Source organism: Legionella cardiaca (assembly GCF_029026145.1).
Lineage (GTDB): Bacteria > Pseudomonadota > Gammaproteobacteria > Legionellales > Legionellaceae > Tatlockia > Tatlockia cardiaca.
The window spans coordinates 2,928,883-2,943,793 of sequence record NZ_CP119078.1; the positions used below are offsets into that span (position 1 = coordinate 2,928,883).

A 14,911-nucleotide genomic window follows, 5' to 3' on the forward strand; every position below is an offset into this window, starting at 1 on the left:
CTGTTCCATTATGAATTAATACCTATCAGGTTAGAGCGTTTGGTAAAAATTACCAGATATTGGATTAAAAAATTGGCGACGAATATTAAAAATTCCGCCACTATTTTACTGTAATAAATATTTAACCCCGTATAGTGAATAAAATTCATTACATAAAAGGAAGATATCCCCATTATCGTCACCAGAATAGCATATTGTAAGGCGGATAACAGAATTTTCTTTTGTGATTTAAAAGAGACATTCTTATTAAGAATAAAATTAACTGGGGCTGAAATCATTCTTGCCGCAAAGACAGACAAGGCCACTTGATTAGAGCCCAGATAAAAAATGGAAAATAAACTAAAATCCAGTAAAAAAGAAAAGATAGCCACCGAGCAAAACCGTAAAAAGATAAAATAGATACGCAATGAGTCGATTAAGGGATTAAAATGCGAGCTCTTATTATTATCAATATAAATCGTTTGAATAGGAATTTGTTCAATTTGAAAATGCTTTTTCTTAGCGACAAAAAACATTTCAAATTCAAATTCGTAACGTGTTGTTGACGTCATAACCAATGTTCTTAGCAATTCCGTCGGAATAGCTCTAAGTCCTGTTTGCGTATCTTTAATTCGACTTCGAGTAAGTAAGTTAAAAAGACATTTCGTGAGGATATTACCAACACGACTACGCAAGGGAATATCTCCTCTCGCGATTTGGCGCACGCCAAGATATAGTTTATCAGGCTTATCACAGAATTTTTTGCTTAGGCTAATAATATCGCGCACACTGTGCTGACCATCCGCATCGGCAGTAATGACTCCCGGCGTCGTTTCTGAGAAAATAGCTAAGTAGTGATTCATGGCTGTTTTAAGCGCCGCGCCCTTGCCTTGATTTCGCTCATGATGTAAAACCGTATAGCCCTGAGCTTCCAATTGATTAAAAATTGCCAAGGTATGTGGATGGGAACCATCATTAACAATAATACATGCCTGCTCACTAAAAAGTGCTTTATGTTCTTTTAATAGTTCAATGAGTCGCTCATCAGGATTATAGGCCGGGATAATCAAAACTGGAAAATTTTTAAGCAACATAAATAGGACTTCCTGAATCAGCTGTGATTGAAATTACCGTTAATTAGCGGATGATTTCACAAGCATTGATAATCAATTTCTATATTTACTTTTTAACTTTCCAAGTAGAATATAGAGAACCACCACAGATTGATATTTTAACAGAATTTCAGCTAGCTAGAGCGTGTCATAAGCTAGCAAATTTCAGAAAATAGTTCAATCTGGTAACACGAATTACTTGGCAGAGAAATATTATGCTATTTGTTTTTTGCGCTTTATTCAGTTTTGTCCTAATTGGTTGGGGATTTTTATTTAATCGCTTATTTAAAACTAACCTGGCAGAGGGATTGCTGAATGCCACAGCATTTTCTGGTTTACTAATATTTTATGGCTTTTTATTTTCAATCCCACAAATAATGAGCCTAATGCTTCTTGGTTTTGGTGGTTTTCTTTTTATTTTTTTTATCCTTCATGAAGTAAAAAATCGCCATAAACTACCTGATGTTAGGGAAAATCTCCGTACTATTTGCGTTTATTTAGCATTATGTTGCTTATGTTTTTTTATCGCTTACGGCCTAAAGTTTCGCAGCATTGATGACTATTCTTTCTGGGGAACCATTAGTAAATATTTGTTTATCTTTCATAGTTTGCCGGTTAATAGTGATTATATTAATCCTAGTTATCTTACTTACATCCCTGGCATGGCCAGCTTTCATTATCTTTTATATAGCCTGGCAAACCAATATTCGCAGCTATTAGGATATTTTGCTCAAGGTTTAGTTTTAATCTCGGCCATGGTAGTTTTTTTTGATGCCAAAAATAGTTTGCGCTCGCTTGTTTTTTTAGGCTTATGGCTGATTTTGTTCACCTTGGCTTACGGAACCATATTTGCGCGAATGGAAGTTGATGCTTATGTCGCAGCTTATCTCTTTGCAATAACCTGGCTCATTTACAAGAAAGGTAACAAACCACAATGTCTCTTTTTTCCTATCATTTTTCTCTCTGTGATTAAGGAAATTGGCTTAGCTTTTTCGGTGCTTTCTCTTATTTTGCTAGCTTTGCTCGAGTCTAAAAATCGCAAAATTCTATTCCAATGTTTCGGAATATTCATTGCGGTATTGGCGACAAAGTTACTCTGGAAATTGCATGTTAGTACTTATGGTTTTCATAGTTTTTCGCAAGGCATTTCTCTTAAATCAGCCGCTTCAGCACTGAATCCTTTCAACCAATACTATCAAAAAGTACAATTCCTTTATGTGAAAGAAATCTTTCTTGCTAGCTTCGATTATCTAATCAAGATCCCGTATATCGTGATCTACCTGTTTATTGGTGGATTGTGGTGTGGATTATTAAAAAAATCTCCCATCGATAAAACCAGATTAAATAAAACCATGGGGGTTTTTGCAACTTTCGCTTTGTTATATCTCGTGATGTTATATTGCTTACAAGCTATTGTATTTGCTGTAGGCCATGAAAATAAAGAAATTCTTGGTTTCCATCGCTATTATAATATGCTTTTTCTACCCTGGTTTTGTTTAATTATTTTTATAGCCCTTGATGCAAGTAAGACCACTGCTTACGCGTCCTTGTTTAAACCAGCACCAATGATTATTGTCTTGCTCGCCACAGCACTTTTAGTAGGCGGAAAAATTGAACGCATGAGAAAATTTTATCAACCTAATGAGCTCTATCAGATTTACAACCTGGTAGACAGTGCGAAGGCACAGTTAAAAAACAAATCTTGGTCCGTGTGCCTTGTCAATCCACCTAAACCTAGCTATCAAATTACTATGCCTTTAAGTTACTTCTTTATGCCCAACCGTATTTTTTATCCAGCCTCGGCACTGAGCAATTGTGAACTAAACCTGGCATGGGATAATAACGGCAAGTTTACAATTCATCGGGTAATTTAATCATTGCCATTATTGATGATAACTAGGGTGTAACTCTATTGGCATTACTTCTTGCAAGCGCTCAAAAACAATAAGCATTTGTGCGCAATACTTTTGTAAATCTTGTCTATCTTCCCAAAGCTCATAGTCAAGACCTTTGCGAAAAGCTTGCGATTGCGCCAAATGCTTAATTAATTGCCTATCTTGGCTAGATAATTCTAAATCGCTATTTAATTCAACCAACTCCATTAATCTTAATGGTTGGTTAATTTTTTTGTGCTCATGAAGAAGATAGGCCTTCAAGGTCAGTTCAAAAGCCGTATACATCAGAGATGTAATTGGAATCAATGCATCGATGGTTCTATACCCCATACCCGCTACTTCCCCATTATTATCTAACAAGTGTTGTGCACAATAAGCATGTTGTGTGGCAACTTCTATTAGCTCTATAGGAGAAAGATCTTTTTTATCCATAGTTATTCTTATGCTCTCACAAATTAAATTCAACTTCTTTGCCTATGAAACAGCACGATGCAAAGAAATTATTACAAAATAAACAACACAAATTGAGGTATAATATGAATCTACCTCAAATGAAGTGCGTCTCACATATTATATGCAGAGTTTTCTTAATAGCCCTCTAACCATCGGTTCGTTACGTTTAGAGCATCGCTTAATTCAAGGTCCTCTAGCCGGTTTTAGTTGTGCTCCCTTTCGCGAATTGTTTTCAACTTATACGCCCCCGGCTTACTGCGTCAGCGAAATGATCTCTGCACATGACCTATTATACAAACATAAACTGCATTCGCGTTATCTTTTTCGTTCACCTGAAGAAAAGCTTCTTTGTTATCAAATTGCTGGTAATGATGTAACCACCATGGCCCAAGCTTCCGCTCATCTTGAAGGCATCGGCGCCGATTTAATTGATATCAATTGCGGCTGCCCCAAAACTAAAATTCGTAAAAAGGGAGCTGGTAGTGCTCTACTTGAAGAACCACAACGCCTGATTGACATCATTACTGCCGTTCGTCAAAACATCACTATTCCCTTAACTGTAAAAATTCGTATTCAAGGAAATGCTGCAGATATTGATTTGGTAAAGCGAATTGAAGAAGCGGGAGCTAATGCCATTATTGTGCATGGCAGGCACTGGTCCGTCGATTATGAGCAACCATGTAATCTGCAACAAATAGCATCCATAAAACAAGCCATCACTATTCCCGTCATTGCCAATGGCGACATCTTTGACAAACAAACGTTATCACAAGCCATCAACATCAGTGGCTGCGACGGTTATATGATAAGCCGTGCAGGTACTGGAAAACCCTGGCTTTATGAAAGTTTATTAAGCGGAAATGAAATTTTTCTTGATAATAATCAACTTAAGTTTTTGTTTATGAATCATTTAATGGGACTTGCCAAGTTAGAAGATGATTTTAAAGCCATGCTACAAAGCAAATCCCTGTTTCGCTATTATTTTAAAAATCGCATTAATACACAGCAGCTACAAGAATTTTATGCTCTCAGAAATTTAAATGACATTGAAAATCATGTAACAGCACTTGATTTAATACCACGCATCTCTTAAGTAGCAACGGCAATGTTTCTAAAGTTTTTTTGCACTTAAACCACAAAATAGTTCTCGAAAAAAGTTACACGCCTCTGCATGTATACCTGGGCTATTAGATTCTCTAGGACCCGCTATATTTAATACACTAATGTTATGCTCATTGACCCAAGCTTTTATCATCACAGAAGCATCCTTTTTTATATCCAGGCTAATAATTAAATATGGCTTTTTTTGTCTCTCAGCCTCTTCAATTGTCAATCGAGTGCCATCTTTGATATTTTCAGAAAGAGGCCAGCGAGGAACAATGATTAGGGTCCCATCAGAATCACGAATGTTGAGTTTAGTTCTTTCATCAGAATTCTCCGTTGTAGTTTCTTTTAAAGACGGATATTTCTTTAAAATACTTTCACTATTCTCATCCATCCCCCCCTTTGGGCACCAGCCGCCAACAGTCATTCCCATCTCATTTGCTATCAACAGTCCAGCCTGATCTACACCTGTTTGCCCTCCTGAAACAACTTTTTCAATCATGTGTTAATCTCTTGTTAGTATTTGAATATTTGCATGGGTATATAGTTCTTGGAAATGAGAACGCACTAATTCGCCACGTTATTAATTTAATACATTCAAGCAAGTGGCGACCGAATGCGATAACAAACTGTGAGTAATACTAGTCTCAACGCTCTCTTGCATACTCTCTTGACTACAAAATGAATTGGCGGCTTTAAAAAATTTTATTTTATATCTTTAAAAATCACTATTTGATTACGACCCAAATGCTTCGCTTCATAAAGTGCCTGATCTGCTTGATTAACTAGTTCCTTCATATTGCTATCTTGACTCATTTGCGCAATACCCGCACTAAATGTTGCGGAAAAGCTAGTATTTGGAAAATAGTCTTGCGAGAATTGCTGTCTTATATCTTCGATTATTTTTTTACTTTCCTGTGCATTGGTTTTAGGTAGTAGAATAGCAAACTCTTCACCACCATACCTGCCAACAATATCTTGATTTCGTAAACGCAGCGTTAATAGCGTTGCCAATTTTTTAATAACTATATCGCCAAAAGGATGACCGTAGGTATCGTTCACTTTTTTAAAGTGATCAATATCAATCATAATTAAGGATAAGAGAAAGTTGCTTTGTCTAGAATAGTTTAACTCGAGTTCCAAGCGCTTTAAAAAGCTTGAGTGATTTAATAATCCCGTTAAGCTATCGGTGGACATATAGTAATTTAATACCCCAGCTCTTTGCGAACGTGTTCTTACAGCAGAGACGAGATGAGTAGGCGTTATGGGCTTAATTAGGAAATCATCACCGCCCACACTTAAGGCTGTCATTTGCTTACGCTTATCATGCTCGGTTGAAAGAAAGATAATGGGTATTTTATTATATTTATTTTCTTTACGTAGTACTAAAGCAAGCTCAATTCCCGTGCATTCAGGCATATAAATATCCATTAAAATTAAATCGGGTCGGAAATTTTCAAGGTGGCTAAAAATATCCATAGGATTGTTAATTGCTTCAGCAACCATGCCTGCTTTTTTCAAAATTAAAGAATAATATTCGCCAAGTGATTCAGAATCATCAACTATCAAAATTCGAAATGGAATATTTGTCGCAAAGCTACATTTCTGATTAATTACTTGCATCACATGAAATACATCTACTGGTTTTTGGAAAAATGCGCTGCAGCCTGCTCGTACAGCGATTAAACGTGGCGTCAATTCAGAGTTAGGTACAATACAAAATAAGTGTATGGAAGCATTTTGTTTTTTAAGAAGATTTCCCAGCGACATTTGATTCTGACTAGTCATTAAATAATAGGTGTCGGCCAATAAAGCTACAGGTTGATTTTGTTCAACCTTGGCTTCTAACTCACTTAAATCTAATAGCAATTCTGAAGAATAACCAGCTTGGTTAAGCCCACTCATGAGCTCTTTTGCTAACGCTGCGTCCTGCTCTAAAATGTAGATTACTTTATTTTCTATTATTTTTGTTTCCAAGGTTGATGAAAACATGCTTTTAGAGGGAGCTAATTTTAACTGTTCTTCTAACTTAATTAATAAATGGGATATGGTTTGCTGTTCTTCTTCACTCAAGCTGGAATTATCTAATAAATTTTTTAAATAAATCTCTAATTCTCGTGCCACCTTACTTAATTCTGTATACCCATAGGTTCCTGCGGAGCCACATAAACTATGTACATTGCGATGAAAAACCTTAAATTTTTCCTTATCAAAGCAAGCAATTTGCTCTTGCCAAGCCTGTGCTATCTGCTCAATCTTATTAGGCAAGTTTTTCGAGTAACTTATAAAAAGCGCTTGTAATTTATTCTCTACTTTTTCCATGACATTGAATCCATATTTTATTAAGTTCATCCGCTAGCATTATTGGGTCAAATGGCTTAGCAATAATGTCAACAACGCCCAGTGCTTTGTACTCTTCAATCTCTTTAGCTTGTATTTTAGCAGTCATAAAAACAGCTGGAATTAAAGAAAATCCCTTTATCTGTCTTAACTCGCACAGTGTAGTTGGCCCGTCTTTGACAGGCATCATTACATCAAGAAGTATTAAGTCAGGAATGAACGTTTGAGCTACAGACAAAACTTCCTCACCATTGGTGCAATATTTTACTGAAAATCCACCGATGTCTTCTAATGCAATTTGTGCAATTGATCTAATATCCTCTTCATCCTCAGCATATAAAATATTTGTAAGTTTCTTTGTCATAAACTCTATCCTCTATTCAATAGATGACGCTCTAAAAATTTTTCTATAAAAGATTAGTTATTGTTTTAAGCAATACTTCATTAGAAGACTTTGATTTAACTAATGCTTCGCTAACATATTTAGCATAGTCTTGACTTAACTCCAGATTTGACAACACTAATACTGGAAAGTGATACTTGGCTAACCAAGGTAAAATGTCTATTCCATTACCATCTGGTAATAACAAATCTAAAATAACTAAGTCGTATCTTCTTTGCTGCAACATTTCTTTGGCTTCCCGTAAATTCGCTGCAGTAGCTACATTGGCGTGTTTATTTAATAAAACTGCCATAACGTGTTGTTGATCCGGGTTATCTTCAATATGCAGAATATTTGGCTTATGAATGCTATCGACGTTTTTAATTCTATTAATTGCAGTTAATAGTTTTTTTAAATCAATAGGCTTGTCTAACCAGTCAATTACACTGATTGCATCACCATTTAATAAGGTACGTCCTGTTTCAGCCATGACTGAAAGAACAATAATGTGGATATCTTTAGTCTCTGAATTTGCACGTAGCTCGCGAATAAAAGATACCCCATCTTGATCTGGTAAAACCAAATCTAATAGCAAGGCCCTATACTGATTAAGCATTAAAAATTTTTTTGCCTCTTTAACGGTATGCGCTACATCAGCCACATACCCTGCAGACTCTAAAAGAGCTTTTAAATAATTAGCTTGATCTTCATCATCTTCACAAATTAATAATTTTTTATCCAAATTAGGAAAGGTCTCCTCCTGGTTAAGAGATACTTTTAAAGTTTGATCTGCAAGAAACGGAAGATCAAAATAAAAAGTAGTGCCCTGGGGAGAGCTTGAAAAATTTATCTTCCCTTCTAGTTTTTCTATAATTGCTTTACTTATGTTCAGACCTAATCCTGTACCACTTTTTCCACGAGTATTTGAAGCATCTGCCTGAGAGAATTTTTGAAAAATACGTGGTCTAAATTCCATGGGAATTTCAGGTCCATGGTTAAGGACTGAAACGCGCACCATTGTGCCTTGTTTTTGAATTGAAATTACAATCTCCTTTTCTTTATCAGAAAATTTACAAGCATTAGAAATTAAATTATTTAATACCTGGATTAATCGGTCAGGATCAACTTTGACTTTAAATAGTTCTTCAGAGTCAATGAGTTTAATTTCCACTCCATATTTTTCAGCATACATTTTGTTGCTTTCAATGGCTTCCTTTACCAAGCTTTGTAAATCTGTTTCGACTAGTTGAAACTCCATTTTTCCGGCTTCAATTTTTTCTATATCAAGAATATCATTGATTAATAAAAGTAATCGCTCACTGTTATTATTTGCAATTTCCAGTAATTTTTTCGCTTTATCAGTAAAGTTCCCCATAACACCACTGACTAATAGTCCCAGTGAGCCTCGTATAGAGGTAAGTGGCGTACGTAATTCATGACTAACAATAGAAACAAATTCTTTTTTTAATTTCTCTGTTCTTTTTAATTCAGTCACATCATGAATAACAGTTAAAGCCCCCAGCTTTTTACCGCTAGCATTAAGAATTTCTTGGCCATCAATTACAACATCATTGACTAAATTATTCTTAAATTTCATCAGCAAGGGTAATTTTTGAATTTTTTCGCCATTTAGCACTCTTTTTAGGGGTGATTTTTCATCTAAAATCTTATCATTATTGACTGAAAAAATACTAAAATAGTTAGGAAGATCGTCGACGTGTTTTCCTTTGATATTGGAAGCTATTTTTCTCTGAAGAACATCATTTACCACGGTTATTTTTCCCAAAGCGTTGCAAGCTATAATACCGTCTTCCAAATTGTTTAACATGGCTTTTAAAAACTCTTTTTCATTATTAATCATTTTCTTATAAGTATTGGTTGTTAAAGCCAAAATTAAAATTAAAATTGTTGTGCCAGCAACAAAAAAAGGTAAATAATCAGACGTAATTATTTGCATCTTTGAGGAAGTATGGTGTGTAGCAAGAGGGGTAAAGACAGATGCCTCCATGCCAGTATAATGCATGCCACAGATAGCAACTCCCATTATGAGTGCGCTTACCAGCTTAAAATAAAATTGCTGTCGATTAGTCCCTCTATTGCTGCGTAGTGCTAACCAAAGTGCTGCTTCGGCAGCAGCAATTGCTATAATAATTGACAGTATGAATAAACCCGGTAAGTAGTGGATATTAACATGGGTTTTCATCCCTTCCATGCCCATGTAATGCATGGTAGCTATTGCTAAACCTATTATAATACCGCCGAAACTTAAATGAATTAATGAATAGTCCTTCTTCTGCAATATAAAAAGAGCCAGGGCGGAAGCAAGTATAGCAACCAGTAAAGAAGCAGCTGTCCAGGTAAATTCAAATTGCATTGGCATCGGCATAATAAAAGCTAACATACCCACGAAATGCATAGACCAAATACCTGCACCCATGGCAATAGCACCGCCGATTAACCAAAAGATTCTAGCTCTTTTTCGACGTTCAGCCCGTAGACTACCTACTAGATCCAAGGCAACGTAAGAAGCCAAAACAGCAACTACATAAGAAAGAATCACTAAGCCTATATCATAGTATCCATAAATTGCATTGCTTGGAATTTTATCAAGCTGAAACCAATGACTGAAATTCATATTGAACGATCCCTGTAATCGTATAAAACTAGGACTTGGTTATTAATTTTATTATAGATTATTCCTATATTCACTGATTTGTAGCGAAAGCAATTTCAACAACGTTGTTTGGTTCAAACATCGCTTTAAAATGTTTAAAACTTTCAAGTCTGGATTGATCGTTTTGATCATGTAAAAGCAAGTCTTGTCCATACATGGCTATATCTTCGACAATTCGCTCATGTCTATAATAAGCTAAAATTGTTTTATCGACGATTGCCTTGCCGTAACCTTCATAAAAATAGGGAACTTCACGGGGCTTATTCCATACATTACCCACGCCACCGCCAATAAACATTAAATCACGTTCCTTCGGTGCTAACATGGGTTCATCCCAATCAATGATATAAATAGAATCCTCATTAACGACCAGCACATTGCCCGCATGTATATCAGAATGACATAGCACATAGTGATCTAAATCTGGTTGAATTTTTTTTGATAATTCTTCTGCAGAGTCAACAAGTTGCCGAATTGAGTTGCTATTTTTCTTAAAAAAAGTCTTGAAATCCGCAGTAATTTTATCATCTGAACTATCAAATCCAATTTTACTATAAAAAGACCTGACTATTTCACGCCATTTGGTTGTATACATCTCTATTCTTAATTGTTGTTGAATCGAGGTGGGAAGGGATGTTTCATGAATTTTTCTTAGTATTTTTCCAAATAGTTTCCATTGTTTCTCTGTTAAATTTTGAGTAAAGCCATCGGGTGCATGAATAAATGGATACACAACTAATTTAAAATGATCCAATTGCTGAAATAATTTTGCTTCGAGTGTGTGGATAGGAAAAATAACTTCTTTTATTCCAGAATCATATAAAAGACGGATAATTGAGAAGTTAATTTCATTATAATCGCCGTATTTTAACTTTACGAAATAAGACTTAGATTGTGCATCTATTTTATAGGCAAATGCATTCATATCAGCGCCACCCGAGAGGAGCTGTGCTGCACGAGCATCAATTCCATAATAAACTTTTAAAAGCCCGATGAGTTGTTGAGCTTGAATGCTTCTTTTCATAGAGTCAATGATTCGTTATAAAAGTTAGTATCATCACTTAAAACACTTAATTCTGTCATTGAATGAGATCTGATTACTCAATAATCGGATCTCAGAAAATCTATTGGGTACAATTTATTAAGTGAAAAATTACTTATTCAGATTAACCTAATTAAAAGTAATTTTAATTCCATCAGCAATTAAATTAGGCTTTCCCCTTCCAGTATCCTCACTTTCTTTAAAAAAGTGATGAGGATTCCTTTTTTCATACTGGCTTTTCACAAAGTCTCGGATGCTTGAAAAAAATGCTTCCGGGACATCAGACTCCATGGAATGATCTGCATGAGGAAACACGATTAATTGATTATCCGGTATCTTGCTCGCCATGAATTCGGAATGTTTTTTATCTGTAATCCAGTCTTCTTCGCCCACAAGAATGAGTGTTTTGCATCTTACTTTATGCAAGCGATCTTCATAATTAAAGGTTCTTAAAAATCCCCCAAATCCTTGGTTTAAAGGTTCATAAGCAAAAGGATATTCCGCGCCGGGTCGTTCTACAGACAGATTATGTCTTTTTCTCCAGGAATACATAGTATCCATGACATCAAAAAATTTATTTACCTCTTCAACATTTTTAAAACTTCCGTCCCATAATTGTTCACAGGCTTGTTGTTGCTCCAAGGTGCCTCTTTTTTTAACATTCAGGCGGGCTGTCTCAATGTTTTTATAGCTTGGAGAACCTGCAGCCAGGACAAGACTGGAAACATATTGTGGATAGGAAAGGGTATATCCTAATGCACACATTGCCCCATAAGACTTACCCAATAAAACTATTTTTTCCAGATCGAGTGATTTACGAATTTCATCCACATCCTGAATGTAATTTTGCATTGTGTATGATGAGGGTTCTTTTTTATCGCTTAATCCACATCCTCTAGGATCAATAAATACAATATTGCCTGTTGTAGCTAGACATTCATAATCCTTGTAGTGAGAATGATTGGCGCCCGGACCGCCTGGAAGCATAAAAACATAAGGTAACTTGTCGAGATTGTCCTCATTTTCACAAACTATTCGTATATGTAATCTAGTTTCCGGTGCATTGTCTCGCGCAGGGATATCAATAAACAAATCCTTACTCCACATGTATTTCTCCTGATTAAAATAAGTTCTCGATACCATAACTTTTTTAAGCGAACTTTTCTGCTTTGGCAAAAAGCAAAAGCTTCTTTAAAACAATTGGTAAAGGTTTGAAAAACTCTAAAAACTCACCTGTCAAGACTATTTTTTTAAAATTTATTTAGCTATTATGACAAACCCAGTAGGATTCTTTAATCCAATCCGTTCTGTGGATAAGTTTTTCAAACTTACTATTCCCATGTTTCCTTCTTGCTCCATTAAGTCGAATGAATCCTTATATACATAAGGTTAGAGCTATTTTTTTCTTTTTCTTACCCTCTTTATTTATCCACAAAATCTGTGGATAAATGTGTGTATAGACCGTAAAACTATTGAGGCTGAATGACGTTAACTATTTGATAAAGATTTATCAACACTGCTCTTAGGACATGATACTGCGCCCACCATCAACGTTCAAAATTTGCCCAGTAATAAATGGATTTTCAACTAACCCGAGCAGAGCTTGAGCAACGAACTCTGGAGAGCCATGACGTTTCAACGGGGTTTTTGCAATAATTTTTTGTTGTGTTTCTATATTTAGAACATTGTCATGCTCTGGCCAGGCAATGGCTCCAGGGGCAATAGCATTAACACGTACCTCCGGTGCAAACTCTCTCGCCAAGGCTTTGGTTTGCATAGCAAGGGCAGCCTTCGTTTGAGAATAAACAGCATATCCTTTAAGTGGCATCCTTCCATGAATATCAGTGATATTAATAATGGCACCATGATTTTTTGCCAATTGTGAACGCGCGGCAAGGCTTAAAAAGAAAGGAAATTTTACGTTTATATCGAACAAATTGTTCCATTCTTGCTCATCGACAATTGTTAAATCCGTGCGGTTAAAAACGGAAGCATTATTGACCAACACATCTAAACGCTTTGCCCAATTCAGAGTCTTCGTCAAAATTTCTTCGACTGCTTTTATACTATTTAAATTACTGCACACCACATAGGCACTGTCGGGACGTTGTTTATTGAGCGTTGTGGCAAGCACTTCCGCTTCGGTTAAGGATTGATGACAATGAATAACTACTTTAAAATTAGCTTGATGCAATTTATTAACAATAGCAGCGCCAATTCGTCTTGCAGATCCTGTGACTAAAGCCACTTTTGCGGCTTGTTTGTTGGCTTGATTCAAGGTATGTTCCCCATTTTTACTATTTTTAGCTATGGACCTATTCTCTCTAATACGTGAGCAGATTCAACAACGAGGCGATATTCCTTTTGTTGATTTTATGCAACATGCTTTATATACCCCGCAATTTGGCTATTATAGTGCCGGATTGCAAAAATTTGGGCCCCATGGCGATTTTATTACAGCCCCGGAATTAACGCCGTTATTTGGCCAAACACTGGCCAATCAATGCCAACAGGTACTGGGTGTTTTAGATGAACCTATCGTCTTTGAATTTGGTGCGGGCTCGGGCCGATTATGTGTAGATATCTTAACGCATTTAGAGCAGTTGCAAACACTACCACATGCTTATTATATTCTGGAAGTTAGTGGTAATTTAAAACAACGCCAACAAGCATTAATTCAGGAAAAAATTCCTCATTTAGCGACGCGCATTCATTGGCTTTCACAGTGGCCACAAAAAGCATTTAAAGGAATTATTATTGCCAATGAAGTGCTTGACGCCATGCCTGTTCATCGCTTCCTGCAAACAGAGAACGCGTTGTTGGAAAGTTATGTCACTATTAATATTAACAATGAGTTAGCAGAAACATTTAAACCCTGCACCAATCAACGCTTGATAAAACACGTGCAGCAGGTTTTGCCCAAAGATTTTTTTCCTTATCAATCAGAAGTTAATTTATTTATTGATGATTGGATTAAACAATGCGCAACCATGCTTGAGCAAGGAGTCATGTTCTTTATTGATTATGGTTTCCCGAGACATGAATATTATCATCCTGACAGGAATACAGGCACACTCATGTGTCATTATCGCCATCATGCGCATACCAATCCTTTCACTCACCTTGGCGAACAGGATATCACAGCGCATGTTGATTTTACTCATGTTGCAGAAGCCGGACATAATGCGGGTTTGCATGTGGCAGGTTATACTAATCAAGCCTCTTTTTTGCTTGCGAATGGTTTGTTAAGCTTATTAGCTGAAATTAATAACGAATCGTTTCGCATTAAATCCCAGCAGGCAGCCAAACAATTGCTACAGCCTAGCGAGATGGGCGAATTATTCAAGGTCATCGCCCTTAGTAAAAATATAGAATTACCATTACTTGGTTTTCAATTGCAGGATAAACGAGCGAGTTTATGATGAAGAAATATTTAACGACAGTAGAACTGCAAAAAGAATCCATGAAATTTTCCGCAGGTCATACAACCATTTTTTCTGCCACTAAGCGTGAACCGTTGCATGGTCATATGTATGGCGTGTATTTAGCGTTAACAACCTGGGTTGAAGAAAACGGCATGACCTTCGACTATCGCTATTATAAAGAGCGTATTCACAAATTATGTCGCTTTTTAAATCAAACCTTTTTAATGCCACAATTTTCTCCTTTTCTGCAATTTGCCGAAGACGATGAGTACTATTATTTTACTTTCAATAATAAAAAGATGCCTTTTTTAAAGGAAGACGTCACACTCATGCCTCTAACTAACATAACCGTCGAAGAGTTATCGCGCTGGTTTGTCCAGGAACTAATTAAAGATACCGCTGAGCTTGACAGACATCGCATTGAAAAAGTAGTGGTAAAAGTTTTTTCAGCCCCTGGGCAATCTGCAAGTCATGAGTGGCAACGCCAACAATGACTTTGCAACTT

The 14,911-nt window shown here is 36.2% G+C and carries 13 protein-coding genes; 4 read left to right on the plus strand and 9 right to left on the minus strand.

The window, feature by feature from the left end; translation table 11 throughout:
- Window positions 1-8: 8 nt before the first annotated feature.
- Window positions 9-1,073 (minus strand): bifunctional glycosyltransferase family 2/GtrA family protein, encoded by a 1,065-nt coding sequence (locus PXX05_RS12765; RefSeq protein WP_275088574.1) that lies wholly within the window; start codon window positions 1,071-1,073, stop codon window positions 9-11.
- A gap of 233 nt (window positions 1,074-1,306) precedes the next feature.
- Here PXX05_RS12765 and PXX05_RS12770 point away from each other — a divergent pair, with 233 nt between their 5' ends.
- Entirely contained in the window at window positions 1,307-2,965 is a 1,659-nt protein-coding gene (locus tag PXX05_RS12770) for a hypothetical protein (protein ID WP_275088575.1), read from the plus strand.
- Window positions 2,966-2,974: 9 nt separating this feature from the next.
- On the opposite strand, the gene PXX05_RS12775 is transcribed toward PXX05_RS12770, so the two are convergent.
- Entirely contained in the window at window positions 2,975-3,418 is a 444-nt protein-coding gene (locus PXX05_RS12775) for a hypothetical protein (RefSeq protein ID WP_275088576.1), read from the minus strand.
- Window positions 3,419-3,560: 142 nt separating this feature from the next.
- Here PXX05_RS12775 and PXX05_RS12780 point away from each other — a divergent pair, with 142 nt between their 5' ends.
- Complete coding sequence (locus tag PXX05_RS12780) at window positions 3,561-4,532, plus strand: tRNA-dihydrouridine synthase family protein (protein WP_275088577.1); 972 nt, start codon at window positions 3,561-3,563, stop codon at window positions 4,530-4,532.
- An 18-nt stretch (window positions 4,533-4,550) separates the two neighbouring features.
- On the opposite strand, the gene PXX05_RS12785 is transcribed toward PXX05_RS12780, so the two are convergent.
- The 7 genes from PXX05_RS12785 to PXX05_RS12815 form a co-directional block, all read right to left on the minus strand.
- Window positions 4,551-5,045 (minus strand): putative molybdenum carrier protein, encoded by a 495-nt coding sequence (locus tag PXX05_RS12785; protein ID WP_275088578.1) that lies wholly within the window; start codon window positions 5,043-5,045, stop codon window positions 4,551-4,553.
- A 203-nt stretch (window positions 5,046-5,248) separates the two neighbouring features.
- Window positions 5,249-6,865 carry a diguanylate cyclase gene (locus tag PXX05_RS12790; RefSeq protein ID WP_275088579.1) on the minus strand — a complete coding sequence of 539 codons (1,617 nt, stop codon included), beginning with the start codon at window positions 6,863-6,865 and terminating at the stop codon, window positions 5,249-5,251.
- Complete coding sequence (locus PXX05_RS12795; protein ID WP_275088580.1) at window positions 6,846-7,247, minus strand: response regulator; 402 nt, start codon at window positions 7,245-7,247, stop codon at window positions 6,846-6,848. The genes PXX05_RS12790 and PXX05_RS12795 overlap by 20 nt, the downstream gene beginning before the upstream one ends.
- Window positions 7,248-7,290: 43 nt before the next feature.
- Complete coding sequence (locus PXX05_RS12800) at window positions 7,291-9,900, minus strand: MHYT domain-containing protein (RefSeq protein WP_275088581.1); 2,610 nt, start codon at window positions 9,898-9,900, stop codon at window positions 7,291-7,293.
- A 70-nt stretch (window positions 9,901-9,970) separates the two neighbouring features.
- Complete coding sequence (locus tag PXX05_RS12805; RefSeq protein WP_275088582.1) at window positions 9,971-10,963, minus strand: phosphotransferase; 993 nt, start codon at window positions 10,961-10,963, stop codon at window positions 9,971-9,973.
- A gap of 147 nt (window positions 10,964-11,110) precedes the next feature.
- On the minus strand, window positions 11,111-12,088 hold the full coding sequence (locus PXX05_RS12810) for an alpha/beta fold hydrolase (protein WP_275088583.1): 978 nt from the start codon (window positions 12,086-12,088) through the stop codon (window positions 11,111-11,113).
- 415 nt (window positions 12,089-12,503) lie between these two features.
- Entirely contained in the window at window positions 12,504-13,259 is a 756-nt protein-coding gene (locus PXX05_RS12815; RefSeq protein WP_275088584.1) for a pteridine reductase, read from the minus strand.
- Window positions 13,260-13,290: 31 nt separating this feature from the next.
- Here PXX05_RS12815 and PXX05_RS12820 point away from each other — a divergent pair, with 31 nt between their 5' ends.
- Together PXX05_RS12820 and PXX05_RS12825 are read left to right on the plus strand one after the other, a co-directional pair.
- Window positions 13,291-14,403, plus strand: a complete 1,113-nt coding sequence (locus tag PXX05_RS12820) for a class I SAM-dependent methyltransferase (RefSeq protein ID WP_275088585.1) — start codon at window positions 13,291-13,293, stop codon at window positions 14,401-14,403.
- Window positions 14,403-14,900 carry a 6-pyruvoyl trahydropterin synthase family protein gene (locus PXX05_RS12825; protein WP_275090519.1) on the plus strand — a complete coding sequence of 166 codons (498 nt, stop codon included), beginning with the start codon at window positions 14,403-14,405 and terminating at the stop codon, window positions 14,898-14,900. Before PXX05_RS12820 ends, PXX05_RS12825 begins: the two co-directional genes overlap by 1 nt.
- Window positions 14,901-14,911: the final 11 nt, after the last annotated feature.

What these genes read in the sequence shown, in the direction of transcription:
- PXX05_RS12765 (WP_275088574.1), bottom strand. Translation starts at nt 1,073, where the DNA reads ATGTTGCTTAAAAATTTTCCAGTTTTGATTATCCCGGCCTATAATCCT.
- PXX05_RS12770 (WP_275088575.1), top strand. Translation starts at nt 1,307, where the DNA reads ATGCTATTTGTTTTTTGCGCTTTATTCAGTTTTGTCCTAATTGGTTGG.
- PXX05_RS12775 (WP_275088576.1), bottom strand. Translation starts at nt 3,418, where the DNA reads ATGGATAAAAAAGATCTTTCTCCTATAGAGCTAATAGAAGTTGCCACA.
- PXX05_RS12780 (WP_275088577.1), top strand. Translation starts at nt 3,561, where the DNA reads ATGCAGAGTTTTCTTAATAGCCCTCTAACCATCGGTTCGTTACGTTTA.
- PXX05_RS12785 (WP_275088578.1), bottom strand. Translation starts at nt 5,045, where the DNA reads ATGATTGAAAAAGTTGTTTCAGGAGGGCAAACAGGTGTAGATCAGGCT.
- PXX05_RS12790 (WP_275088579.1), bottom strand. Translation starts at nt 6,865, where the DNA reads ATGGAAAAAGTAGAGAATAAATTACAAGCGCTTTTTATAAGTTACTCG.
- PXX05_RS12795 (WP_275088580.1), bottom strand. Translation starts at nt 7,247, where the DNA reads ATGACAAAGAAACTTACAAATATTTTATATGCTGAGGATGAAGAGGAT.
- PXX05_RS12800 (WP_275088581.1), bottom strand. Translation starts at nt 9,900, where the DNA reads ATGAATTTCAGTCATTGGTTTCAGCTTGATAAAATTCCAAGCAATGCA.
- PXX05_RS12805 (WP_275088582.1), bottom strand. Translation starts at nt 10,963, where the DNA reads ATGAAAAGAAGCATTCAAGCTCAACAACTCATCGGGCTTTTAAAAGTT.
- PXX05_RS12810 (WP_275088583.1), bottom strand. Translation starts at nt 12,088, where the DNA reads ATGTGGAGTAAGGATTTGTTTATTGATATCCCTGCGCGAGACAATGCA.
- PXX05_RS12820 (WP_275088585.1), top strand. Translation starts at nt 13,291, where the DNA reads ATGGACCTATTCTCTCTAATACGTGAGCAGATTCAACAACGAGGCGAT.
- PXX05_RS12825 (WP_275090519.1), top strand. Translation starts at nt 14,403, where the DNA reads ATGAAGAAATATTTAACGACAGTAGAACTGCAAAAAGAATCCATGAAA.